21 protein-coding genes and 1 pseudogene are annotated in these 24790 nt (G+C 65.7%); 13 read left to right on the plus strand and 9 right to left on the minus strand.

Going from position 1 to position 24790, the window contains the following annotated elements; translation table 11 throughout:
- Positions 1–2: 2 nt before the first annotated feature.
- Positions 3–1661 carry an ABC transporter substrate-binding protein gene (locus tag HDA44_RS19355; RefSeq protein ID WP_184836398.1) on the minus strand — a complete coding sequence of 553 codons (1659 nt, stop codon included), beginning with the start codon at positions 1659–1661 and terminating at the stop codon, positions 3–5.
- A gap of 176 nt (positions 1662–1837) precedes the next feature.
- Here HDA44_RS19355 and HDA44_RS19360 point away from each other — a divergent pair, with 176 nt between their 5' ends.
- From HDA44_RS19360 to HDA44_RS38930, 8 genes and pseudogenes are all read left to right on the plus strand, one after another.
- Positions 1838–2839 (plus strand): zinc-dependent alcohol dehydrogenase, encoded by a 1002-nt coding sequence (locus HDA44_RS19360; protein WP_184836400.1) that lies wholly within the window; start codon positions 1838–1840, stop codon positions 2837–2839.
- Positions 2840–2973: 134 nt separating this feature from the next.
- Positions 2974–3741, plus strand: a complete 768-nt coding sequence (locus tag HDA44_RS19365; protein ID WP_184836402.1) for a GntR family transcriptional regulator — start codon at positions 2974–2976, stop codon at positions 3739–3741.
- Between the two features lie 162 nt (positions 3742–3903).
- A complete protein-coding gene (locus HDA44_RS19370) occupies positions 3904–6063 on the plus strand; it encodes a TPR repeat domain-containing protein (RefSeq protein WP_184836404.1) in 2160 nt (719 codons plus the stop codon).
- A 157-nt stretch (positions 6064–6220) separates the two neighbouring features.
- The gene (locus tag HDA44_RS19375; RefSeq protein ID WP_184836406.1) at positions 6221–6859 is read left to right on the plus strand and encodes a hypothetical protein; all 639 of its coding nucleotides are present in this window, start codon (positions 6221–6223) and stop codon (positions 6857–6859) included.
- Between the two features lie 770 nt (positions 6860–7629).
- Entirely contained in the window at positions 7630–9033 is a 1404-nt protein-coding gene (locus HDA44_RS19380) for a 3'-5' exonuclease (RefSeq protein ID WP_184836408.1), read from the plus strand.
- The gene (locus tag HDA44_RS19385) at positions 9030–9692 is read left to right on the plus strand and encodes a DarT ssDNA thymidine ADP-ribosyltransferase family protein (RefSeq protein WP_184836410.1); all 663 of its coding nucleotides are present in this window, start codon (positions 9030–9032) and stop codon (positions 9690–9692) included. The genes HDA44_RS19380 and HDA44_RS19385 overlap by 4 nt, the downstream gene beginning before the upstream one ends.
- Entirely contained in the window at positions 9689–11449 is a 1761-nt protein-coding gene (locus HDA44_RS19390; RefSeq protein ID WP_184836412.1) for an ADP-ribosylglycohydrolase family protein, read from the plus strand. The genes HDA44_RS19385 and HDA44_RS19390 overlap by 4 nt, the downstream gene beginning before the upstream one ends.
- Before the next feature lie 24 nt (positions 11450–11473).
- Positions 11474–11679 (plus strand): annotated as a pseudogene (locus tag HDA44_RS38930) (IS630 family transposase); the annotation flags it as partial.
- Positions 11680–12101: 422 nt separating this feature from the next.
- On the opposite strand, the gene HDA44_RS38125 reads toward HDA44_RS38930, so the two are convergent.
- Genes HDA44_RS38125 through HDA44_RS38935 form a run of 4 tightly spaced genes read right to left on the minus strand, consistent with a single transcriptional unit; the run spans position 12102 to position 16023 of the window.
- On the minus strand, positions 12102–13298 hold the full coding sequence (locus HDA44_RS38125; protein ID WP_202887441.1) for a S8 family serine peptidase: 1197 nt from the start codon (positions 13296–13298) through the stop codon (positions 12102–12104).
- A gap of 28 nt (positions 13299–13326) precedes the next feature.
- The gene (locus HDA44_RS38130) at positions 13327–14643 is read right to left on the minus strand and encodes a S8 family serine peptidase (RefSeq protein ID WP_202887442.1); all 1317 of its coding nucleotides are present in this window, start codon (positions 14641–14643) and stop codon (positions 13327–13329) included.
- Between the two features lie 15 nt (positions 14644–14658).
- Positions 14659–15639 carry an AAA family ATPase gene (locus HDA44_RS38135; RefSeq protein ID WP_184836414.1) on the minus strand — a complete coding sequence of 327 codons (981 nt, stop codon included), beginning with the start codon at positions 15637–15639 and terminating at the stop codon, positions 14659–14661.
- A 6-nt stretch (positions 15640–15645) separates the two neighbouring features.
- Complete coding sequence (locus HDA44_RS38935) at positions 15646–16023, minus strand: DUF2510 domain-containing protein (protein ID WP_420488553.1); 378 nt, start codon at positions 16021–16023, stop codon at positions 15646–15648.
- A gap of 197 nt (positions 16024–16220) precedes the next feature.
- Between HDA44_RS38935 and HDA44_RS19405 the strand changes: the two genes are divergently transcribed.
- The gene (locus HDA44_RS19405) at positions 16221–16565 is read left to right on the plus strand and encodes a site-specific integrase (protein ID WP_184836416.1); all 345 of its coding nucleotides are present in this window, start codon (positions 16221–16223) and stop codon (positions 16563–16565) included.
- Positions 16566–16676: 111 nt separating this feature from the next.
- A complete protein-coding gene (locus tag HDA44_RS19410) occupies positions 16677–17105 on the plus strand; it encodes a hypothetical protein (protein WP_184844917.1) in 429 nt (142 codons plus the stop codon).
- A gap of 101 nt (positions 17106–17206) precedes the next feature.
- Here HDA44_RS19410 and HDA44_RS19415 read toward each other — a convergent pair whose 3' ends face one another.
- Positions 17207–18370, minus strand: coding sequence for an acyl-CoA dehydrogenase family protein (locus HDA44_RS19415; RefSeq protein WP_184836418.1), 1164 nt, complete (start codon positions 18368–18370; stop codon positions 17207–17209).
- Positions 18371–18483: 113 nt separating this feature from the next.
- On the opposite strand from HDA44_RS19415, the gene HDA44_RS19420 reads away from it, so the two are divergent.
- Entirely contained in the window at positions 18484–19821 is a 1338-nt protein-coding gene (locus tag HDA44_RS19420; protein ID WP_184836420.1) for a UDP-glucose dehydrogenase family protein, read from the plus strand.
- 39 nt (positions 19822–19860) lie between these two features.
- On the opposite strand, the gene HDA44_RS19425 is transcribed toward HDA44_RS19420, so the two are convergent.
- The 3 genes from HDA44_RS19425 to HDA44_RS19435 form a co-directional block, all read right to left on the minus strand.
- Positions 19861–21081 carry an MFS transporter gene (locus HDA44_RS19425; protein ID WP_184836422.1) on the minus strand — a complete coding sequence of 407 codons (1221 nt, stop codon included), beginning with the start codon at positions 21079–21081 and terminating at the stop codon, positions 19861–19863.
- Between the two features lie 75 nt (positions 21082–21156).
- A complete protein-coding gene (gene purE / locus HDA44_RS19430; RefSeq protein WP_184836424.1) occupies positions 21157–21657 on the minus strand; it encodes a 5-(carboxyamino)imidazole ribonucleotide mutase in 501 nt (166 codons plus the stop codon).
- Positions 21658–21665: 8 nt separating this feature from the next.
- Positions 21666–22790 carry a 5-(carboxyamino)imidazole ribonucleotide synthase gene (locus tag HDA44_RS19435; protein WP_238353173.1) on the minus strand — a complete coding sequence of 375 codons (1125 nt, stop codon included), beginning with the start codon at positions 22788–22790 and terminating at the stop codon, positions 21666–21668.
- 192 nt (positions 22791–22982) lie between these two features.
- Here HDA44_RS19435 and HDA44_RS19440 point away from each other — a divergent pair, with 192 nt between their 5' ends.
- Positions 22983–23540, plus strand: coding sequence for a GtrA family protein (locus HDA44_RS19440; RefSeq protein WP_184836428.1), 558 nt, complete (start codon positions 22983–22985; stop codon positions 23538–23540).
- 38 nt (positions 23541–23578) lie between these two features.
- Positions 23579–24790, plus strand: a complete 1212-nt coding sequence (locus tag HDA44_RS19445) for a GNAT family N-acetyltransferase (RefSeq protein WP_184836430.1) — start codon at positions 23579–23581, stop codon at positions 24788–24790.

The following is a 24790-nucleotide window of genomic DNA, read 5'->3' on the forward strand; positions in this document are numbered from 1 at the left end:
GACTAGGACCCCGCAATCCGGACCCGGGTGGGCCAGTTCGCGAACGACCAGATGCTGAACTCGCCGTCGATCGTGTACTTCCGGTTCAGCGCGATCGGGAACGGCAGGAAGTTGATCCCGATGTACGCGGCATCCTCGGCCGCCAGCTTCACCAGATCGGCACCCGCCCGGACCCGCTTCTGCAGATCAGGATCGGTTTCCTGTACGCGCATCAGCTTCTCGGACTCATCGGTGTAGAAGTTCGCGAAGTTGAACGCGTTGGGTACGGCCTGGCTCTTGGCCATCATGTAGAACGTGTACGTGAACGGGTCCGGGTACGTGGCGCCGAAGTAGAACAGCTGCATCCCGAGCTTCTGGTGCCGGTACAGCTCCGCGAAGTACTGCGTGTCCGGAAGACTGCGGTACTTCAGGTTGATGTTCAGCTGCTTCAGGTTCTGCTGCACGGTGGCGAGGATGTCGCGGTCGACCGTCTGCGACGCCTGGAACGGCATGTCGATGGTCAGTCCGCCGTTCGGGTACTTGGACTTCGCCAGCTCGGCCTTCGCCTTGTTCAGGTCGTAGTCGTACACCGGCACCGAGTTGTACCACTTGTCGGTCTCTTCCTTACCGAAGAAGACCTCGAAGATCTCCGGCGGGATCACCCCGCGGGCCGGCTTGGCGGTTCCGTTGAAGACCGACTTGGCGATGCCTTCGCGGTCGATCGCGTGGGCGATCGCGCGGCGCAGGTGGATGTCGTTGAACGGCGCCGACTTCGTGTCGAAGCTGAAGATCTTGGTGTTGCCGCCGGAGCCGTACGCGACCCGGGTGTTCGGGATCTGGTCCCAGGTCTTCGCCTGCTCGAGCGGTACGTCCAGGGTGGCGTCGATGGCGCCGGACTGCAGCGCCAGCCGGCGCGACTCCGGATCGGGGATGACCGAGAACTCGAGGCTCTGGACCGCGGGCTTCTCACCCCAGTAGTGCGGGTTCTGGACCAGGGTGCCGCCGGAGGCCGGCGAGTAGCTCTTCGGCAGGTACGGTCCGGTGCCGATCGGGATCGCCGTCGGCGTACCCAGGTCCTTCGCGTGCGCGAGGGCGAACTTCTTCTGGATCACCGTCGTGGCGATCGCGCTCGCGTACCGCCAGTACGGGTCGGGGCGCTTCAGCTTGACCGTGATCTCGTTCGGCCCGGTCGCGGTGACCTTGTCGAAGGCGGTGTAGTAGACCCCGTACGGGCTTGCCACCGCGGGATCGACGTTGCGGTTCATCGAGTAGATGACGTCCTCGGTGGTGAGTGGCGTCCCGTCCCAGAACTTCACGCCGTCACGCAGTTCGTAGACGTACGTCGTCGGCGACGTCTCCTTCCAGGACTTCGCCAGCGACGGAACCAGCTCCCCCTTGCTGTTCCAGGCCAGCAGCGCGTCGTACGAGTTGACGACGATGGCACTCGAGGTGGCCAGCAGGACGTCGTAGCGGCCCTGCCCGGAGGCGAGCCCGATCTTCAAGGTCGCGATGTCACCCGACGTGGCCGGCGGGAAGTCGGCGCCGAGCGTCTTGCTGCCGCTGGACTTGCTCGCTCCGGTGGGTGAACAGGCCGCGATCAGCAAACACGCGAGCGCCGGGGCGAGGTAGCGGATCGTCCAGCTGCGCTTCGAGCGGGTCGAGCGCGCCGAGGAATGGGTCATGACGCCTCCAGGTAAGGGGGTCCCGGCTCCGGGACCTGACCGGCCACTCAGGTGGCCTAGGCCACCTATAACTTGGCAAACGCCGAACGAGCTGTCAATACTTGGGAAAACAGAAAGTGGACTGGGCCACCTGTGATACGTTTCCGCGCATTCACCACCACGAGAGGCAGCCGACGATGTCCCAACAACACTTGCTCGAAGCCCACCGGGTCGTCTTTCCGGACCGCGGCCAGGTCGAACTGGAGCAGTTCGACGTACCCGCGGCCGGGCCGGGACAGGTCCGGCTGCGCACCGAGTTCTCGCTGATCAGCACCGGCACCGAGACGACCGCGTTGAGCGGCTCCTTCGAGCCCGGGTCACACTGGGATTCCTACGTGCAGTACCCGTTCCTGCCCGGGTACACGGCGACCGCGGTGGTCGAGGAGCTCGGCGCGGACGTCGACGGCCTGCAGGTCGGCGACCGGGTGATGTCCCGGATTCCGCACGCGTCGCACGCGGTCGTGGACGCCGTCGAGTGCTTCCCGATCCCGGCCGCGATCCCGTCCGAGGTAGCGCCGTGGGCAACCCTCGCCCAGGTGGCGTACGTGGGCGCGGTCGCCGCCGAGCACCGGCTCCGGGACAGCGTGCTGGTGATCGGCGCGGGCCCGATCGGGCAGATGTCGGTACGGTGGGCGGCGGCCGCGGGCGTCGAGAGCATCGTGGTCGCGGACATCGCCCCCCGCCGCCTCGAACTGGCCCAGTGGGGTGGCGCGACGGCGATCGTGACCGGCGACCCGGCGGACCACGCCGAGCAGATCGTCGAGGCCTGTTTCGGGGAGTCGCCCCGGGTCGTGATCGACACCACCGGCCGGTCGGAGATGCTGCCGAAGGCACTCGGCCTGGTCCGTGACCGCGGCACCGTCGTACTGCTCGGCGACCCCGGCAGCCCGTCGGAGCAGCACCTGACCATGGACGTGATCACCCGCGGCCTGCAGATTCGCGGCGCGCACGGCCCGCTCCTGCTGGACGTCGAAGCCGAAACGTACCGGTCGTTCTTCGGCCTGAACATCTCCGGCCGGCTGTCCCTCGACGGGCTGAACACGCACCGGTTCGCACCGAAGGACTGCGCCGAGGCGTACCGGCTGGTCAGCACCCAGCGCGGGGAGACGATGGGCGTGATCTTCGACTGGACCGACTGAGATGACCACCTGGTCGCGGCGCCGGCGGCCGTCCTCGTACACGCGCGGCGCCGCCCCGCGGTGCCGCCGACCGGTAGATTGAGGGCCGCCATGCGACGATCCGCGAATTCCTGTCCGAACGGTGGCTGTCCCCGATGAGCCGCGCCCGCTCCAAACCGGTCGCCGGTCTGATGCCGGAGAGCCTCACCGGCGGCACGTCCAAGGGCCGCGAGCTGCGCCGGCTGCTGGAGGAACTCGTCGGCACGCTCGAGCCCGGCTCGCTGCTCCCGTCCGAGCGCGTCCTCGCCAGCCGGTTCGGCGTCGCCCGGCAGACCGTCCGCGGCGAGCTCGAACGAATGAGCGCCGAAGGCTTCACCTACCGCGTCCAGGGCAGCGGCACCTTCGTCGCCGACCGCACCGTCAGCGTCGCGCAGGCCGCGGCCGTCGCCTCGTTCTCGGACGAGATGCGCAGCCGCGGCATGCGCCCCGGCGCCGAGGTCCTCAGCAACAGCGTCGTCCCCGCCATCGGGGTGATCGCCCGCCAGCTCAAGATCCCCGTCGACGCCCCCATCGTCCAGATCGACCGCGTCCGCACCGGCGACGACATCCCGATGGCCCTGGAACGCGCCTACCTCCCGGCGGACCGCTTCCCCGGCCTGGAAGACGAAGACCTCACCGACACCTCTTTGTACGAGGTCCTCGAAACCCGTTGGGGCGTCCAACTATGGGAGGCCGACCAGCGCATCGTCGCCGTCCTCCTCGACGACTTCCACGCCCGCCTCCTGGAACTGGGCGCCGGCGACGCCGCCCTCCGCTTCCGCACCACCGGCCTGGACGAACTGGGCAACGTAGTCCACTACACCGACGCCGTCTACCGAGGCGACCGCTACGAAGCCCACCTCCACCAGGACCGCAACGCCTAACCACCGCCCCAACACCGCATCTCAGCCGTCCCGACGCATTCAGTCGTGACCTGTAGCGCTGTGTAGTCTGCACAGGTCGTTTGCGATAACGCCGGCGCAGGGTCAGCGCCGCTTGCGCGGACGACGAAACTGCTCGTTGGCGCGCCAAGCTTGGAGGGCATCGTGGCCGATAAAGCCGAGGGAGGCCGCTCGGGTAACGGCGACGGATTCTGCGGGATCAACCCGGTCACCCTGGACGGTGTGATCAAGGACCTGGCCGCGGTCGAGGCGGCGATCACAGCCGAGGTACCACGGTTCAAAGCCGAGTTCGACAAGGTCGGAGTACCGACCGGGCCGGTCACGGATCTCGCCGGGGTTGCTCGTTGGCTGCACGAGCAACTTCCCATGCTGCGCCGGCGCCAAGCTGCCGCTGCCTTGCTGGCCTCCCAAGGGCTGAGCTTCACACCGAACACCAGCCTCCTGTCCATCCCTGAGGACTCGGACGCCGCGATCGAGCAAGCGGCCGACCTTGCGGCTCAACATACAAAGGCGAGGCTGGACGGCAAGCCCGACGGCCACAACGGAATGATTTCCGCTGTCACCGCGATCGAGCGAATCTCCAATACCAAGGGCCTGCTCAGCCCGGACGATGTTCTGTTCCTCCACGCGTATTACGGGCGCCTCGGCAAGGACGTGTACAAGCTGCCCGGTTACCTCAGAGATGACAACAACTGGGCCGCGCCGACCCGGACGAGTTACTCCCTCGGCGAGGTGATACGAACCAGCCTGGACGCCAAGGCCCGGGACCGGCTGGCGGCAGCAACCGTCAGCGGTTTGCTGGCGCTGTCGGACGAGCGCCGAGGTGGCAACTGGAACCGTCTCCCGGACTACGTCCGCAAGGCCGCCGCGGACAAGCTCACCTTTAGCGTGATGCCAGACAAGGGAACTGTCCAAGGCAGCGGTTTCGATGCCCAGGACCTGGCGAAATTCCTGGCGGACCCAGCTGTCTCCGATCGCGCCGGCCTTGTCTTCAGCAAGCGGCTCGCGATCACAGCAGCGCAGTCTGTCAACGCGTACCGGCTGATCCGTGAATCCTCCCCGTCGACGTCGCCGATCGATGACGAGACTTCGCTGACGTTCTTGCAGGTCGCCAGTCGCAACGAGCAGGCAATGCGCGACCTGCTCACCGGGAAGGGTATGGAGCAGCCCGCGGGCGTCTCGACCCGTGTCTATGACGGATACAAGCATCCGGAGGACTTCCTGGTACCCATCACCACCAACTTCTGGAGCGACGACGGTAAGGCCGCATCCGAAACCATCGGATGGATCGCTGATGCCGAGCGGTCCACAAACCCGGTCCGCCACCAACTCGCCTTGGAAGCGTGGCAGGGGCTCATCAAGACGATCACCGATCCGGCTGTCCTTCAAGCAGAGCTGGACGTCGTGACACGCAAGATAGCGGGCACCATCGTCCCCACGGGGCCTGAGCTGGGCGTCGTCAATCCGATGATCACGCGCGCGCTCGCCCGCAACGCCGCGGGTCTGCTGACCGCGCTGGGCGGCGAGAACGAGGAATTGTCCACCGCTCGGCTGTTCACTCTCATCGGGACGGACACCGAGTCCGCCGAAGCGCTGGCCGGCGCAATCTATCTTCACAATTTGGCAGGCATCCACAGCAGTCTCAAGGATCCGAACCGGGTACTCAGGGACGCGGACCCCGCCGGCCGCCTCCAAGGGCTCCTCGATGCGGCATTTCACAATGTCGCAGTTGAGCGCAATGAAGATGTTGCCCAAGCACAGGAGAATGCCGACAAAATCCGCGGACAAGTCCTCGGCATCGCTTCAGCGATCATCACGAGAGGCTGGAAGGATGCTCTCGACAAAGAGCTCCCGGACTTCCCCGGGCTGGATCCCGTCGACCTGCTGGACAGACTACTCGGCCGCCTTTTGTCAAAGCAGAATGAGAACGTCGAGCCGTACGCCGTGGTCGTTGCCGGCGTCAACCCGGCAGGCTCTACCGGCGGGCCGACACTCGTCCGGTACAACTTCACCAAGGCCCTGCTCGACTCCGGGCAACTGACGCTCAACGACCTACCCAAGGCACTGTGGGCGTCGGGCAACCCGCCGCAGCTTCTGTCTCCCGCCGATGTCTCCGACCTGCAATGGCCCGGCCTGCAGGATCTCTACAACAAAGCCGTGGAGCAGGTTCCTGGCGCCCGGCCGAAGTTGGAGGAATACGTCATCACGTACACGCGGACCGCGCTAGCCGCATCGAACAGTCACCGTGCGCGTGATCGGAACGAGTTGCACGAGAACTTCCTCGAACCCAAGAACGGCAACTGATTTGCTTACGTCGAAGTGGAAGCAGTACTGCAGAACAGCCATCGCCGCGCTGCTCTTGCCGGCGGTCGCGGGGTGTTCCGGGTCCAATGGCAACAATTCTCAGTCAGTGCCGACAGGGCTTCCACAGTCGTGGATCTGGGCGACTTCACCCGGCGTGGTGATCGATTCGCAGAATGCTCGGACCGTTCGTGGATGGGTTGAGTCCTATGCGCTCTTTCGGAATTCCCAGGTCTCCTACCCAGGATTCCCGCAGGCAACGTCAACGGACCTGCTCACTGAGATGATGGACCGTAACAGCAGCGACCAGGCCGGCGGGACCGAGCGTCTCCTCGTCCGATCGATCACCGTGACCGGCAATGAGTTACGCGCGAGCCTCTGCTCTGACGGCTGGGACGTGTTCTACTTTGCAGCCGACGGAACCTACCACGGCGAACAGAGCGAGCTCGCGCTCCGAACACTCGTGATGCGCAAGAGCGGACCTGTTACCACCCCAGATACATCCACCAGCCACACACGACCAGCTGCACAAGAGTTGGTCGCGGACACCAAGCCATCACCCAGCCTGGCTGGCCGCACGCCGTACGACATTTGGCTCAAGGGCCCTCGGGACAACGTCTTCAACAACTGGATCGCCACCAGTTGGGATGTCAGCAGCCGACCCCCGAACGACTGCGTCACCTGGTTCAAGCAAAATCACCCGACTGTGCGGTATCCGTCGGACTACGCGTACGGGCAGCGGCCGAACCACCCCGTATCACCGCCGCCACCAACCCTGCCGAACGACCCCGGCTGGTAGCCCGCCGCACCCCGACCCGTTGAGTACCACGAGTCCGGCTACACCCGGGTGGACGGTTGGATCGAATCTTCACATCTTTCCGCGGTTGGGCGGTGGATGTGAATGCGGGTTTCGGGCCTGCACCGGAGGCGCCGAAGGGACTGTCGCCGCCGGAGGCGGTGTCCTTTGGGTTAGGCGAGGCCTTTTAGGAGTTGGCGGGCCATTACGATGCGTTGGACCTGGTTGGTGCCTTCGTAAATTTGGGTGATTTTGGCGAGGCTCACGCGCTCAACCGTGACAACAAGCCCAACCACAACCTGACCTGCGGTTTCACTCTTCAACAGTTGCCACCCCTAACCACCGCTTGGTTGTGTCTGACTTGCCAAGTTGTCGTACTGATGGCCGAATCTTCCCGTGACCTGCGGAAACGTCTGTGAGAATGTTGCTGTTACTTCGCAGTCTCAGTCGCTGCCTCCGCTCATTCCGGTCAGCTAAGCGGTCAGTGGATGGTGGCTGGACCCAGTGAGGTCAGGGGTTATTGCCCGACGTCAAGTCATGCGATGCCTCCACACCCGCCAAGGCAGAGGATGAATCTCAACCGGGCCCGAGCGAGGGACCCGGTGGGTGCGGCGAGGGATGTCGCCGCATCACAGGCGTTGACTACTTTCCGCGACCACTGAACCGCGGGATGGGAGTTCCTGCCTTTCTGTTCCACCTGTCGGACCGCGGGCGTATGTTGTTGGGCATGTGAGTCCGGTACACCGGGCCCCGACCTTTTCTGGAGGTGCGCGGTGCGCATCCTGCCTCCGGTCATTCCGACCGCAGAGCAACTGTCCATCCTGGCCGAACACCGACCGGGTCATGTCCTGATCAAGGGCGCCGCAGGCAGCGGCAAGACGACCACTGCCCTGCTGCGTCTGGAGCACCTGACGCAGCAGTGGCTGAGCCGCCGTGGCCGTCTGGGTCTCCACGACCCAGTCCGCGTGCTGGTCCTGACCTACAACCGGACCCTTGAGGGCTACATCTGGGAACTCGCTCGCCAGAAGGTTCCCGATACGCCGGGCCTGATCCTGGAGGTGTCAACGTTCGGTAAGTGGGCCCGCAGCCTCGTCGATGTAGAGGCCGCCAACGAACTCGACCCGGACACGGCCCAGGTTCAGCTGAAGAGGCTGGCTAGGAAGCTACCATTGGACACCAATTTCGTCGTGGACGAGGTCGAGTATCTGCTGGGCCGGTTCGCGCCGGGCGAGCACGACGAATACCTGACCGTACGCCGCGACGGCCGTGGGACGTCGCCGCGGATCGAGCGACCGATGAAGGAACGTTTGCTGGCCGAGGTTGTCGAGCCCTATCTGGACCATAAGCAGCAGCATGGTCTGATGGACTGGAACGATCTGGCCGCAGAGGTGATCGATACCGCGCCCGACGTGCGCTGGGACGTCGCGATCATCGATGAGGCGCAGGACTTCTCAGCCAACCAGGTGCGGGCGGTCCTGACACGACTCGCCGAGCCGTTCTCGTTGACGTTCGTAATGGATGCGACTCAGCGGATCTATCCGCGCTTCTTCACCTGGAAGGAGGCTGGCGTCGACAAGTTCACTAAGGTCCACACGCTGAAGACGAACTACCGCAACACTCGCCAGATCGCAGCGTTCGCACGAAGCCTGGTGGAGGACCTGTCGGTCGACGAGAACGGTGCGCTGCCCGACTTCGACGCGTGCAAGACCAACGGCGCGCTGCCGGTACTGGTACCCGGCCGGTACAGCACCCAGGTGAACTACGCGCTGAAGCGGCTGTGCGGGATCGACCTCGAGAACGACTCGGTCGTGTTTCTTAAACCAAAGGGCGGGGCCTGGTTCGCGGAACTAAAGAAACGCTTGACTGAAGAGGGCGTCGACTACGAGGTCTTGACTCGGTCGAGCACCTGGCCGACCGGATCGAAGACGGTGGCACTGTGCACACTGCATTCGGTCAAGGGCCTGGAATTCGACCACGTGTTTATGCTCGGCCTCAATCAGGAAGTCACCCCCCACGGCAACGAAGACGGCGATGCGCACCTCGAGGCGCTGCAGCGCCTGATCGCGATGGGCGTGGGACGTGCCCGTAAGTCCGTTGTCGTCGGCTACAAGCCTGATGACCCGTCGACCATCGTCGATCTGTTCGACCCATCTACCTATGAGGTGGTGCGGCCGTGACGACTGCACCTGCGATCGACACCGAGATCGCCGCCTTCACTCTGGCGCGCTCGATCACCGACGTCTTGCACTTCACCACTCACCAAGGGCTGCTCGGGATCTTGGCGACCGGTTTGCTGAAGTGCCGCGACGAACTAAGCGAGGATGAGTACCTGGAACACATCTACACGCCGAACTGCTCAGACAGACTCAAGGACGCGGATTGGACCGGTTACGTGAACCTGTCCATCAGCCGGGTCAACGCGGACATGTTCAAGTCATCCAAGAAGTGGCACCTGGACGACGATGGTGTGTGGTGGGCAATCCTGGTCTTCGACGCGACCTTGCTTGCTCACGCCGGCATCACCTTTGCCACCACGAACAACGTCTACCCCGTGGTGCAGCGCGGTACCGGGCTGGCTGGTCTGCAGGCCCTGTTCAACGATGTGGTGCCATGGGGCTACTACGGAAGCAAGAAGTACCGCTCTGCTCAGCTGCCGGATCACTACACGACCGATCCTCAGGCAGAAGTGCTTTATCCGCGAGCGTTGCCGGTGGAGTCGCTACGCGCGATCTATGTCTACGAAGAGGAGGACGTCGACGCCGTGGAAGCCTTGCTGGGGATGTTTCCTGTCGGACCCCAGGTGAACGTCGAGCATCGGCCAGAGGTGTTCCAGTGACGCCCGCATCCCGGCGTGACCGGGAGGTCACGGCGCGAGTCCGCAGTTCAATGCTTTGGTCTGCATGGGCCGACGCACTGGGCTTCATCACCGAACTCACCGACGAACGCGGAGTGAAGCGCCGCGCTGGGGCACCGGTAGTAGCCGAGGCGATCGCCTGGAAACGTCGTGTAGGCGGCAGGTTCGGCGTACAGATGCCGCTGCCGGCAGGCTGCTACTCCGATGACACCCAGCTGCGCCTAGCCGTTGCCCGGGCAATCACGCCCCGCGGGTTTGATGTCGAGGCATTCGCGCGGGTCGAGCTGACGGTATGGCCGGCGTACGCTCTCGGCGGCGGCCGCGCAAGCAAAGCCGCGGCGGCGAACCTAACGAAGGTGAGCACGCCCTGGTTCGGAAACTTCTTCGACGGATGGCACGCGGCCGGTGGGAACGGTGCGGCGATGCGGATCCAGCCGCACGTGTGGGCTGCGGCGCGACCGGATCGAGCAGATGCGCATTTGCTGGAGGTGATCGCCGACGCCGTGACCACCCATGGGCATCCACGAGCGCTCGTCGGTGCTGTGTTCCATGCGTTGTGCTTGGGGCACGCTCTGCGACATGGAGAGGTTCCCCAGCCCGAAGTGTGGCCAGCTCTGCTGGACTCCACCGATCATGCCGTCAAACTGATCGACGAGCACCCGCAGCTCGCATCGGTGTGGCGGCCCACGTGGGAGCAAACCACCGGTAGCCCACTCGACCTGGCATGGCGGGAAACAGTCGAGGAGTGCCGTGAACTGCTGGAGCCGGCTCGGGCGGTCAGTATCGATCTGGGGCTGTGCAGCGGCGACCGGGAGGCTGCTCGCGAGGTCTACGCGGCGTTTGCCCGCCAGACAGGGCTGGCCGATCCGGCGACCCGCGGCAGCGGAACCGCAACCGTCTGCGCTGCGCTCGCTCTGGCAGCGGGCTTCAGGGGCGACCCGAAGGGTTGCGCGATCGTGGCGGCTAACGAGCTCGGCACGGACACCGACACGATCGCTACCATGGCCGCTGCGCTAGTTGGTGCGGCCTCGGCGTCGCCCTTCACTGAAACAGCCCTCGACACGCCCTACCTCGAGCACGTGGCGGCACGGCTGGCCGACATCGCATGCGGGGGAAGCGGCGAAGATGGATTCGGCTATCCCGACCTGTTGGAGTGGACGCCACCTCGCGCTCAACTCGATGCTGTCGGATTAGTTAACGGGCAGCTTGGTCTGGCTGGCATCGCGCTACTGGACGTCGCCCCAGATGTGGTCTCGGACGGCCGCGGGGGCTACTGGCGCTGGACCCACAGCAGCCTCGGGGCCTCGTTCTTGGTGAAGCATCGTGACCAGCCGAAGCCCCTGGCTGACAGTCAGCGACCAGTCGATCCGGGCCGACGCCTGCAGCCGATCAAGATTTCATCGAAGCGACGCGCCACCAGCCCCGAAAACAGTGACAGTCAGCCAATGCTGTACGAGACTGACAAGGTGAGCGCCGCACAGACCGCTACGCCTGAAGCAGACCACGTTGCGGACGGGTCCATGTCCGGTTTGCCATTGGGAGACCGGTCGATGCGCGGCGGCAGTCCGGTTGATGTCGACCAAATCCTCAACTGGGTGGTAGCCCACGGCAACGACAAGGACCAGGTCGTTCGAGACCAGGCTTTGGGCTATGCAGTAAGGCGGATCATCGAGACTGGCACGCTCGAGCAATTGATCGCGTTCACGACCGCACTACGCAACCGACACACGCATCGTTAAGGTCCGCCGCTCGCTCGATGCCAGCCCCGGTTTCAGGTCTACTTCACCCCAACTTCCGGCTCCGGCTGAACCTGGTCGAGGTGTGGTTCTCAGTCATCGAGAAACAGACTATCCATCGCGGCGCCTTCGGCTCCGTCAAAGTCAACAACGCCAAGGTCCGGGCCTTCATCACCGGCTGGAACGACCGCTGCCACCCCTTCGTCAGGACCAAGCAACCAGACGAGATACTCAAGAAAGCGACCGCCCACAGCCCTCAGAAAGGGGCCACTAGAACGGTGCAAGTAGAGCTATATTCATACTCTTGTCGATTATACGATCACGCAGGCCCGTTGTAGATGCAGTCCCATTTAGATCATCCATGATCAAGACGAGCATTGTCCTCTTGTCGATGTTTGCGTGACTAACGATAGCTGCCGCCGTATTCCGGTTCTCCATATCACCGGCGATGCCCTGACTGGCAAGTAGAAGTCCATCGCTGGTCGCACCGAGGCGCATTTTCCAGTCAAACCATGAAGCAAGAAGCCAGCGTCGCTGCGACCGTAGCCGGCGGCACTACATGCCGGCGGATGCAAGCCTTCGCGCCGCTGCGGAACAGAAAAATCGTGGCCATGGACCCGGAAAAGCCTGGTCTCTGAGCGGTACCCGCTGTTGGTCAGATCGTGATCTCGGTCGGCACGCCGATCTGCTGGGCGACCGGTGACCAGATGTCGACGTCTTCCCGAGGGGTTTGGATCGACACGACCAAGGCGTACCGGGCGCCGTTGTCGCTGCGGTCACGCGTCGGGTTCTCCTTCCACCAGCCCGTGACCGGAAAGACTGCCAAGGCACCGCGCTGAGCGAGGTCGGCTGCGTTACCCGTCCAGATGTCCGTGTGCAGGGACTCCGGCGCGCGCTGCTGATCGCTGCCAAACAACCATTTTCCTGACTCGCCGATCGAGGCGGGACGTCGTTCCTCCTCGGCCACGGCCTTCTGGTTGATCCGCTTCTCGAAGTCCGCGTTCGATTCGGCTGCTCGTCGTACGTCGAAGCGCAGACCGTGGGATGCGTAGCTGTAGCGCCGTTGCCATCCGCGCCGCCCGGGGTTCGGCTCAATGAAGTAGGACAGCGTGACTCTGAGACGGACCTGGGTTGAGCCCAGGTCCGCCAGGATGTCGCAGGGCCACGGCAGGTTGTGGAAGTGGATCTCGCGCATCTTGCCGCTCGTGAAGGGGTGAATGACATCATGTGTGATCAGCGTCAGCGCATCGCCTGCGCTGCGAGCCGCTCGGGCAAGACTTGGAACTCCCATGCCGTAGCGTTGTAGAAGTGCCGCCCGGCCTCGCTTCCGGGACTCGTCATGGAAACGGCTCAGCATGGCGGGGGTCCATTCGGCCGAGTGCACGACCAAGGCTCTGACCGCCTCAGGCCACAGGCTCGGGTAGTCGGACTGAACACCAGCAGCGAGTGCGGCACCTTGTGCGGTTGCCGCGCTGGTAGCTGCGGTGACTGTGAGTAGCCGGTTTCGTCGCAGCGGAGCTGAAGTAGTCAGCAGTTGCAGGTTGGGTGGCGTATCGAAGTCGGTACCGTCGGGGGAGCGCGCGAGGTTGCCACCTTCCAGCACCACGTCGGGCTTGACCGGCCACATCCGGCTGAAGGGCACAGACGTTCGACTGAACGGCGACAGCTCACCCCGCGCTGCGACGGGCGCCCAGCCAGCGAACCCTGAGGGTGCCTCGACCATGGTGTCGAGCTCCGTGTAGGCGCCGACGGTGAGCGCGTTCCAGGCCTGCGCCGGATCCTGCACCGCTGAGAGGTCGCTGCGCGTCAGATGATCTGACTCCCATCTGTGGATGTTGCCCGCAGATACCACGAACAGTCGGCGGGCAGCGTCCGCGCCGTCATCGAGAAGAACGAGGCCCTTGTCGTCGGTGATGACGCTTCGGCCAGCCGCGAGAGCATCCAGCGTCGCAGACCAAGCGGTCGGGCTGACCGAATGCTGCTCCTCGCGATTCAGGATTCTCGGTCGTCGGCGCTGTCACGGCAAGCGAGAACACGCGTGACCGGAATGGCGCCTCGATCTCGACAGTGCTTGCTGCCGCCGCGGTCAGAGCGCCGTACAGGTCGGGTGCGTTCTCGCCAGGCGGCGGAGGGAGGAGCTTGGCCGACTCGAGCCGATGGCGCAGATGAATCTGCTGCTGGGAGGCGAGGGCTTCGCCCAGGTCGTCGTACAGCGCCAGGCCAGCCATCTCCGTACCATGCCCGCGATCGTCGTGAACCGGCCACGAGGCGTCGGCAGCGTGGCAGTCGCTCGGGCTCAAGGATCCCTCGATGAGCGGATGCTCGCGGAACACGCCACTGTCGACGACGCAGACTGCAGGCGCGTCCGCACCGGCGGGGTTCAACCGGCTCGCCAGCTCGGCCACCCACTCCTCCTGCTCGCGGGCATCACAGCCGGTGAGGAACTGCGCGGGTCGCGACGGACGCCGGAGCTCGGCAAGATCGTCGAGTACGTCGATCGCTACGCTCAGCTGCTCTCGGGTCGCCTCCAGGAGCGTCACGGTGCGATCGCCGAAACCGAGGCTTTGACGACCCGTCCTGAGGTCGGACGCAGCCGCGAACTCCTGTAGACGTTGAGCTTCTTGCCCATCACGCTTGCGCAGCCACACCTCCCACCACACCAGTTCGCCCGCGCCGGGGAAGTCGGCTGGTGGGTCGGTCCACAAAGCTGCGATCGTCGCCGTTTGAACCGACTGGATCGAGTCGACGAGCTTCCGGTTCTTGGGGCTCGTCTCGTCAGCTGTCTCGAGGTAGGAAGTCACTCGACGGAGGAAGTAGTCGATAGTGCCCCGGGGTATGAACACAGTCGCTCGTTCGGTCGTCGAACCGTCTGCGGCCCGCGACTCGTGGACCGACATGAGCTCTGGATGCGTCGCGCCCTGACGTGGGTCGAGGCTCTCCAGCGCGAGTCGGACGCCCGGGAAACTCTCGAAGGTCGCGTAGACGCCTTCTACCGCTCCCTCGATCGAGATCGGGCGCTCCTGCCGATCCGCTGCTCGCTCGACCAGCTCAAGCTCGTCTCGCAGGCGGCTCCCGTGTCCGTGACGGTCCGCGGGAACTACGGAAGTGGTTGGTTGCACCGCTCGGCTGGGCGGTTGGTACTCGGTCGACTGGGCAGGACGCTGGATGATCAGGTGTGGCTTGTCGCGATCCAGCATCGAGTCCTCGGTCGGTCAGGTCATGGCATCGACACGACGCCCCAGCAGGGCGTCGATCAGGGTCGCGGTGGAGACCTGACCCTGATCGCCAAGGATAGCTTCCTTTGCCGCGACCTCTGTAGCAGCTGTGATTTCGTCGTGGCTCAAACCTGAGGCTGCTTCGACGATCTTCGGCCAGGTCAGCCGGCCGGTGGAAACACCAGCAAGCCGGTTCCGGATCACGGTTCGGATGACCTCGTCGTTCGGCAGCGGATATTCGATGAGGGAATCGAACCGCCGAAAGACAGCCCGGTCGAGTAGTTGCGGATGATTTGTCGCGGCGACGATCAGACTGTCGGAGTCGTCCAGCTCCAGGAACTGCAGGTACGAGTTCAACACCCGGCGGATCTCGCCGACATCGTTGGCGGCTGCGCGTTCTCCGGCCAAGGCGTCGACCTCGTCGAACAGGTAGACGCCGCGAGTCTCCGACAGTGCCTCGAAAACCAGACGCAGCTTGGCGGCCGTCTCGCCCATGAACTTCGTGATCAGGCCATCGAGACGGATGACGAAGAGCGGGAGCCGGAGCTCACCGGCCAGCATGTGGGCCGACAAGGTCTTACCGGTCCCAGGCGGTCCGACGAGCAATAGCCGCCGAAGTGGGGAGAAACCGCGAGACCGCAGCAGGTCACCTTGGCGTTGCTCCAACAGCACTCTTTGGAGACGCGCCCGAACGCTCTCGTCCAAGGACAAGTCGGTGAGCAGGTTGTCCGGGTAGACCACAGTGAGCAGCTGAGAAAGCTCACCGCGAGGTTGTGCCACGGGTACGACGCGCCCGGCAGGGCCTGAACCTTGTCGTGATCGCAGATCGTCTACCAGATCGCGGAGGTCCTGCGCGAAGCGATTCTGCCCGTTGCGAGCCGCGCCGGCGGCAACCTGGAGCGCGACGCCGTAGAACCTGGTGTCGTCACCATCGGCATGGCTCTTCACCAGTGCCTTGACTTGATCGGCCGTTGCCATGCGTCGTCACCTCCCTCGCGGACGCGGACGTGCTTCCATAATTGACGATAACCGTCTGGCGGGGGCTCCCCCACCCCTTCGACGGCGGTTCCTCATCACACCCGTCTCACAAGGACGTCGTGTCCCGCGAAAACGGCCACTTCGGGCCGACCTGCGGAGTCGGTGGGGGCGCGGAGTGAACCAGATTTCCACTTTTATCGTCATGTCGCTCCACTCTTCTCCGGTCCAGAAACGGCCGGTGCCCGGCATGTATTGCGCATCTGGGTCCGCGTACCAGCCCGTGGGAGGAGCCTCGGTGGTCCAAGGCGTAGCGCAGAGTGGATCATGCAGGGTCGCAAACGGCCTGCTGCTAGGCCACTCGCTCCGAGCGAAGCGGTCGCTCAGCTAGGGAGGAGCCTGGCAATCATCCAGACGCACGAGGCGGTCCGAGGCACAACCCGGACCACCTCTTGGAACAACCACTCTCAAGGCCGTCGAGAACGGAGTTCACTTGGGCTGCCCCCTCTGGGCGATGGAGATGCTGCAGGCGCGATGGGTGCCTGGGACGTCGTTGGATGCGCCGATCTTTGCGAACTCCAAGGGTGGATTCCGGGATCCTTGCGAGTGCTTACAAACTCAGCCGGCCGGATCGGACCGGTCTGCTGGACCTCGCGGAGCTGGCTGGACTGCGGTCCTTGGCGGACGATCTCGACTTGGTGACCGCGCACTCGATGCGGAAGTCGACGGCGACGATTCTTGAGGATGCCGGACAGACGCCGCGACAGGTCGCGGATCAGCTTGGCCATGCGCAGACATCGACGACGGTGGACGACTACTTCGGCGGCGTCGGCGCAATCCGGAGGGCGCTCAGCATCTTGAGGATGCGCTTCGGGATGTGCACGAGCGGTTTCCGGGGCGGCAAGAACCAGAGCTGTGAGCGCGGCTGAGAAGTGCTGCGATCTAGCCCCGTCATCGAGTGCTGCGGTGCTAAACCTTGAGTATTGGCCGCCGGGATCATAAGCAGACGCTTATGTTATCTGGCCTTGGAGTCGACGAGGGTGTTCCGACGAAGGGACTCGAACCCGTTGCCGTTGGAGAAGGTCGACGGCGACCCGCACACCGTCAAGCTGCTCTTCCGTTGGACGGACGACAAACACATCCGGGCGCGGAACTACGACGAGCTCGCGTGGAATCCGGCCCTGTTCCACGCCCGCGTCATCCGCGAGCCGACGAGGGATGCTCGTGGACGGAAGCAGTACGCCACTCGTCGAGAGAACGGCATGCACGGGCTGCGGCACTACTACGCGAGCATCACTCTCGCTGATGGGGTCAACATCAAGAACTCGCCGAATACCTCGGCCACGGAGACCCAGGCTTCACCCTCCGGATCTACACCCACATGCTGCCGTCATCGCACGAGCGGGCGCGGAAGGCTGTCGAATCCAGTCTGGCCCGTCTCGTCTCCTTCAGATCTCACGAAGCAGTGACGGAGCAGGCCGCCGCGCGCTCCCGTAGTACCCGGTGGGAGCCGGACAGCAACCTGCCTGCTGAAGGCCTCAAATCAGCCTCTGACCTGCGAGAACACTGCTCAGTTGAGGCCTTTCAGTAATTGGCGGGCCATTACGATGCGTTGGACCTGGTTGGTGCCTTCGTAGATTTGGGTGATTTTGGCGTCTCGCATCATGCGTTCTACTGGGTAGTCGTGGGTGTAGCCGTAGCCGCCGAGGAGTTGGACGGCGTCGGTGGTTACGGCCATGGCCACGTCGGAGGCGAAGCATTTGGCGGCGGCGCCGAAGTAGGTGAGGTCGGGGGCGTTGCGTTCGGAGCGGGCGGCGGCGGCGTACGTGAGTTGGCGGGCCGCTTCGATCTTCATGCCCATGTCCGCGAGCATGAACTGCAGGCCCTGGAACTCGGCGATCGCCTTGCCGAACTGCTTGCGTTCCTGGACGTACCCGAGCGCGTAGTCCAGTGCGCCCTGGGCGATACCGAGGGCCTGGGCGGCGATCGTCACGCGGGTGTGGTCGAGGGTCTGCATCGCGGTCGCGAAACCGGTGCCCGCAGGCCCGATCAGCCGGCCGGCCGGGAGCCGGACGTTGTCGAAGTACACCTCGCGGGTCGGCGAGCCCTTGATGCCGAGCTTCTTCTCCGGCGCGCCGAAGGACACGCCCTCGTCGGACTTCTCGACCACGAAGGCGGAGATGCCACGGGACCGGGCGTCCGGGTCGGTGACCGCGAAGACGGTGTAGAAGTCGCTGACGCCGGCATTGGTGATCCACCGCTTCACGCCGTTCAGCACGTACCCGTCGCCGTCGGCGACCGCGCGGGTCTTCATCGCCGCGGCGTCCGATCCGGCTTCGGGCTCGGACAGGCAGTACGAGAACATCGCGTCGCCGGCGGCCACCGGCGGCAGGTACTGCTGCTTCACCTCGTCGGACGCGGCCAGCAGCAGTGGGAGTGAGCCGAGCTTGTTCACGGCCGGGATCAGGGAGCTCGACGCGCAGGCGCGGGCGACCTCCTCGATCACGATCACCGTCGCGAGCGCGTCCGCGCCGGCGCCGCCGTACTGCTCCGGGATGTGCGGCGCGTGGAAGTCGGCCGCCTTCAGCGCGTCGTACGACGCCTTCGGGAACTCGGCCTGCTCGTCCACGTCACCGGCGTGCGGGGCGACCTTCGCGTCGCAGACGTCGCGGACGGCCGCGCGGATCGCCTGGTGCTCTTCGGGCAGCTCGTACAGCTCGAATGAGTTACTCACGAGTCACATGGTACGACGAACTTCCCCGCGATGGGGTGCGTCGTACGCCGGAAGTGAGCAACCGGACATGAGCCGGTCACCGAGTGATAACCACGATGGGTAGAGTCCCGGCCATGAGTGAAGCGACGTCCCGACCGCTCCGGATCGCCGTGATCGGCACCAACTACCTCGGCGCGAACACCGCCGCGGGGATGGCCGAGTTCGGTTTCGACGTGATCGGGGTCGAGATCGACGAGCACCGGCTGAAGCTGCTGAACGACGGCAAGGCCCCGCTGTACGAACCTGGGCTGGACCCGCTGCTGAAGAAGCACGTGGATTCCGGCCGGCTGCGGTTCAGCAAGGACTACACCGAGATCGCGGACTGGGCGGACGTGCATTTCGTCTGCGTGGGTACGCCGCAACTCGAGGGCAGCGAGGCCGCCGACCTGTCCCAGGTGCATTCGGTGGTCGACATGCTCGCGCCGCTGCTGACCAAGCCGGCGCTGGTGGTCGGCCGGTCGACGGTCCCGGTGGGTACGTCGACCGTGGTCGAGCAGCGCTTCCACAACGAAGCCCCGGCCGGTACGGCGGTGGAGATCGCCTGGCAGCCGGAGTTCCTCCGCGAAGCGCACGGCGTGGAGGACACGCTGCACCCGGACCGGCTGGTCTTCGGCGTGCAGTCGGACAAGGCCGAGGCCCGGTTGCGTGAGGTGTTCGCGACCCCGATCGGCGAGGGTACGCCGGTGGTGGTCTGCAACCTGCCTACCGCCGAGCTGGTCAAGGGCGGCGCGAACGCCTTCCTGGCCACGAAGATCTCGTTCATCAACGCGCTCGCCGAGATGGCCGACGCGACCGGCGCGGACGTCACCCAGCTGGCCGAGGCGCTCGGGTACGACAAGCGGATCGGCCGCGGCGCGCTGAACGCCGGGCCCGGGTACGGCGGTGGCTGCCTGCCGAAGGACCTGCGCGCGTTCATGCACCGCGCCGGCGAGCTCGGCGTCGAAGAGGTGATCACGCTGCTCCGCGAGGTCGACGACATCAACCAGCACCGCCGCGCCGGGATCGTGGACCTGACCCACGAAATGCTCGGCGGCGAGTGGTCCGGGAAGAACGTGACAGTCCTCGGTGCCGCCTTCAAGGCCGGTACGGACGATGTCCGTGACTCGCCCGCCCTGGATGTGGCCGGCCGAATCCATCTGCACGGCGCGAACGTCACCGTGTACGACCCGGAGGCGATGGAGAACGCGCGCCGGGTGCGCCCGACACTGCGGTACGCGTCGAGCGTGCTGGAGGCCTGCCGGGACGCGCACGCGGTGCTGCACCTGACCGAGTGGCCGGAGTTCCGTGAGCTCGACCCGAACACGTTGAAGGACGTCGTCGCAACCCCGGTGGTGGTCGACGCCCGGCTGACCCTGGACGCGGCCGTGTGGCGCGCCGCGGGCTGGACCTACCGCGCCCCAGGCAAGCCCTGAACGGTCAGGAGACCGTCGCCGCCCTGAGCACTGGACGGGTCAGGAAACTGTCGCCGACCGCAGCACCGGGCGGGTGAGTACGACGAAACCGGTGAGTGCCGAGGCCACTGAGATGGCCAGGCACACACCGGTGATCCCGACGCTGCCCACGTCGGACAGGCTGCCGAGGATCGGGTTCATCACCACCAGCGCGATGCTCTGGCAGAGCACCACGATGGACTGCAGCCGCGACTGGAACTCACGCTCCACCGAGTTCATCAGCAGCGGCAGTACGTGGCCAGTGAACGTACCGACGCCGATCCCGCTCAGTACGCCCGCCGCGAACGTGAGCGGCAGCGGATCGAAGACCGAGAGCCCGAACAGACCGACCGCCGCCACGAGTAGACCGACGGCGGCGAAGATGCCCGGCCGCGGAAACGCGCCGCGCATCAGGATCCGCAGCGCGATCACGCCGACGCCGAGACTGCGGCTCGCGACCAGCAGACCGGCGGTCGAGGCACTCCAGCCGTGCGAACGGGCGAGCAGCGGGAACAGCAACGCGTCGAGCGGCATCAACAGACCGGCCGCGACCGTCATCGTGATCAGCAGCGCGCGGGTCAACGGACGGCCGAAGGCGACCTGAATCCCGGCGACGATCGACCGGATCATCCCGGTCGGCATCCGTCCGGGTGGCGCGATCGTCTTCCGGAGCAGGACGAGTACGACGATCATCGCGCCGAACGTCAGCGCGTCGAACCCGGCCGCCGCGGCCAGGCCGGACCACGCCACCAGTACGCCACCGACCGCGGTACCGCTGACGGCGAAGACGACGCCGGTGACCTGGAAACTCGCGAGCGCTCGCGGTACCTGCTCCGGCGGTACGAGCAGCCGCGGCATCGACCGCGACGACGGCAGGAAGAACGCGTCGATCACGCCCACGACCAGCGCGAGTACGAGCAGCAGTCCGACCGGTTCGCCGATCGCCAACGTGGTCGGGACGAGTGCCGCGGTGACGGCGAACATCGCCGCGCAACTGGCCATCAGCACCCGCGGCGCACCGAACCGGTCGCCGACCGCGCCGCCGACGAGCAGCAGCGCCGCCCGGGGCGCGGCAGCAAGCAGCAGAACCAGGCCGGCCACCCGGCCGCCGTGCTGACTGGCCGACCATCCGATCCCGAACGTCATCGTCAGGTCGCCGAGCAGCGACACCGCCGCGCCGAACAACCAGATCCAGTAGCGGACCGGTATGCGCTGCGTATCCGGATCAGTGGGCGGAGTCACGATCGACGACCTTAGACGACAACCAATGGGATCTCACGACTACCCGCCCCCGTCCTGTGGAAACCCGAGCCGCGCTCAGCCTTTACGGAGCTCTGCCGCGCCGTCACGCACCGTGCTGCCCTTGCCGCGGGCCAGCTCGGCCAGGGATTCCTGGAAGGCGACCATCCGGTCCCGAAGACCGTCGTCGGAAGCCGCCAGGATCCGGACCGCGAGCAGGCCCGCGTTCCGAGCGTTCCCGATCGAGACGGTCGCAACCGGAACTCCGGCCGGCATCTGCACGATCGAGAGCAGCGAGTCCATCCCGTCCAGGTACTTCAGTGCTACCGGTACCCCGATCACCGGCAGCGGAGTCACCGACGCGAGCATCCCGGGCAGGTGCGCGGCGCCGCCGGCACCCGCGATCAGTACCTTCAGGCCGCGCGCGTGCGCTGACCGTCCGTAGTCGATCATCTCGGTCGGCATCCGGTGCGCCGACACCACATCTGCCTCAAAGGGCACGTCGAACTCGGTACACACCTCGGCCGCGGCCTTCATCGTCGGCCAGTCCGAGTCCGACCCCATCACGATGCCAATCATCAACAGTCCTATTCGTCGATCGTGCCGGTCAGGTACGCGGCCGCGTGCCGGGCGCGTTCGCGGGTCTCGTCCAGATCAGCGCCGTACGCGGTGACGTGGCCAACCTTGCGCCCGGGCTGCACCGACTTCCCGTAGAAGTGCACCTTGAGCTCCGGGTCGCGCGCCATGCAGTGCAGCAGCCCGCGGTGCATGTCCTCGACGTCACCACCGAGCACGTTCACCATTACCGTGTACGGCGCCCGCGCGGCCGGCGAACCGAGTGGCAGGTCGAGCACCGCGCGCAGGTGGTTCTCGAACTGGGACGTGACCGCGCCGTCGATCGACCAGTGCCCGGTGTTGTGCGGGCGCATCGCCAGCTCGTTGACCAGCAGCCGGCCGTCCCGCGCCTCGAACATCTCGACCGCGAGAATGCCGACGACGCCGAGCTCACCGGCGATCCGGAGCGCGGTCTGCTGGGCCAGCGCGGCCCGCTCCGGCGCGAGGCCGGGGGCCGGCGCGGTGACCTCGACGCAGATCCCGTCCCGCTGCACCGATTCGACGATCGGGTACGCGACCGCCTGCCCGTGTGGCGAGCGGGCCACGATCGCGGACAGCTCGCGGACGAAGTCGACCTTCTCCTCGGCCAGGATCGGAACGCCGGACCCGAACGCCGCCGCGACCGCCGCGTCGTCCGGTCCGTCGACGAACCACACGCCCTTGCCGTCGTACCCGCCGCGGGTGGTCTTCAGGATGATCGGGAACCCGCCGACGCGTTTGGCGAAGTCCGCGACGTCGGCCGGGGTCTCGACCACCTGGTGAGCCGGGGACGGCGCGTCGAAGCTGTCCAGCCGGGCCCGCATCACGGCCTTGTCCTGGGCGTGCACGAGCGCGTCCGGACCAGGCCGCACGGCGATCCCGTCCGCCTCGAGCGAGTGCAGCAGGTCCGTCGGTACGTGCTCGTGGTCGAACGTGACCACATCACAACCGGCCGCGAACCGCCGCACCGTCTCCGGGTCCTTGTAGTCGCCGACGGGGGCATCCGCGACCGCCTGGGCGGCCGACACCGTAGGTCCTTCGGCGAGCACCCGGAGCTGGATGCCGAGCGCGACGGCCGTTTCCTGGGTCATCCGGGCCAGCTGACCCCCACCCACCATGCCGACCACGGGCGTACCGACGGGCAGATCTTCTCGATCGAACTTCACAACCCGGAGCCTAATGTCCATACATCATGAGCCAGACGGCGGCCACCGCGGCGCGCGGGGGATTTCGGGGTAGGACCGGTCGCCGGGTACCGTGGGAGGCTGACCCCGTTGTCGCTGTCCGATCACAGAAAGTTCCGAACCCCGTTGAAGCTCGTCACCACGCTGTACCGCCAGTTCCAGCACCTGGTGCACGAAGTGGCAAAGTTCGGACTCGTCGGTCTGCTCGGTCTGGTCGTCGACCTGCCGATCTACAACTGGCTGGTCTTCAACAACCCGCTGGTGCTCGCCGACTCCGGTGAGGGCATGCTGCACCACAAGCCGCTGACCGCGAAGCTGATCTCGACCACGGTCGCCACCGTCGCCACGTACTTCGGCAACCGGTACTGGACCTGGCGGCACCGGGAGCGCAGCGGCCTCCGCCGGGAGTACGTGCTGTTCTTCGTACTGAACGGGATCGGGCTGCTGATCGCGGCCGGCTGTCTGGCCTTCTCGCGGTACGTGCTGGACCTGCACACCTGGCTGTCCGACAACATCGCGGCGAACTTCGTCGGCCTCGGACTCGGCACGTTGTTCCGCTTCTGGTCGTACCGGAAGTTCGTCTTCCGCGAGGAGATAGCGCTCGACGAGGTCGAACACACCCCGGCACCGGACTCGCCGGCCGAGCTCGACCCGGACACCGGGGATCTGCCCACCGTTCGCTGATTCTCCCCACCTCACCACGCATATGTGAGGATGCGGAGGTGAGTGAGATCGAGATACGTACCGCGCAGGCGAGCGAATACGAGACCTTCCGGACCGTGTTCGCCGCGGCGATGATGTTCGAACCGTCCTTCGACGAACTCTCGGCCGAGTTGTTCGAGCCGGAGCGGGCACTGGTGGCGACCGACGACGGCAAGGTCATCGGTACGACGCGGGTGCTGACGCGGGATCTGTCCGTCCCCGGCGCGGTGGTCGACGCGGCGCACGTGACCAGTGTCGGCGTACTGCCGACGCACCGGCGGCGCGGCGTGATGTCCGGGCTGATCGGGCGGCAGCTGCGCGAAGTACCAGAGGCGATCGCGGTGCTGTGGGCCAGCGAGCCGGCCATCTACGGCCGGTTCGGGTACGCGACCTCGTCCTGGAAGGTCGGCTATGAAGCGGACCTGCATCGTGTTGGTCCACCCAACGATCGGCTGCGGCCCGGTGAGCTCGGTGAGCTGACCACCGAGGACGCGCTCAAGGAGCTGCCGCCGATCCTGCGCCGGCTGCAGGAGCAGCGGCCGGGCGTGTCCAGCCGGACCGAGCCGGCCTGGCGGAAGCACCTCGAGGACAAGCCGGAGGACCGCCACGGCTGGAACGCCCTCCGCATCCTCGTGCACCGCGACGAGAGCGGCACCATCGACGGGTACGCGCTTTGGCGCGGCAAGATGAACTGGACCCAGACCGGTCCGTTGAACGAGGTACTGCTGGAAGAGCTCGCCGCGCCCGAACCGGCCGCGTACAAGGCGATCTGGCAGTACTTGCTGACGATGGACCTGAGCGGCAAGCTCGGCTACGGCTTCGCCAGCGTCGACGAGGCACTGGTGCACCTGGTGGCCACGCCGACCGCGCTGGATCGGCGGCTGGGCGAGGGGTTGTGGGTGCGCGTCACCGATGTACCACGGGCGCTGAGCCAGCGACGGTACTCCGTACCGCTCGATGTCGTGCTCGAAGTGACCGACGACCTGATCGCGGCGAACACCGGGCGGTTCCGGCTCACCGCTGACGGCGCGGCGGTGACCTGTGTACGTACGGAGGACGCGGCCGATCTGAGTTTGTCGGTGACCGAGCTCGGCGCGACGTACTTGGGCGCTCGGTCGCTGGCCGAGTTCGTACCGACCGGACGGGTGGTCGAGCACACGCCGGGCGCGCTCAGCCAGGTGAGCGCCGCGTTCCGCTGGGCGGTCGCGCCAGTCAGCCTGGAGATCTTCTGA

The sequence above is a fragment of the Kribbella solani genome (genome assembly GCF_014205295.1).
Lineage (GTDB): Bacteria > Actinomycetota > Actinomycetes > Propionibacteriales > Kribbellaceae > Kribbella > Kribbella solani.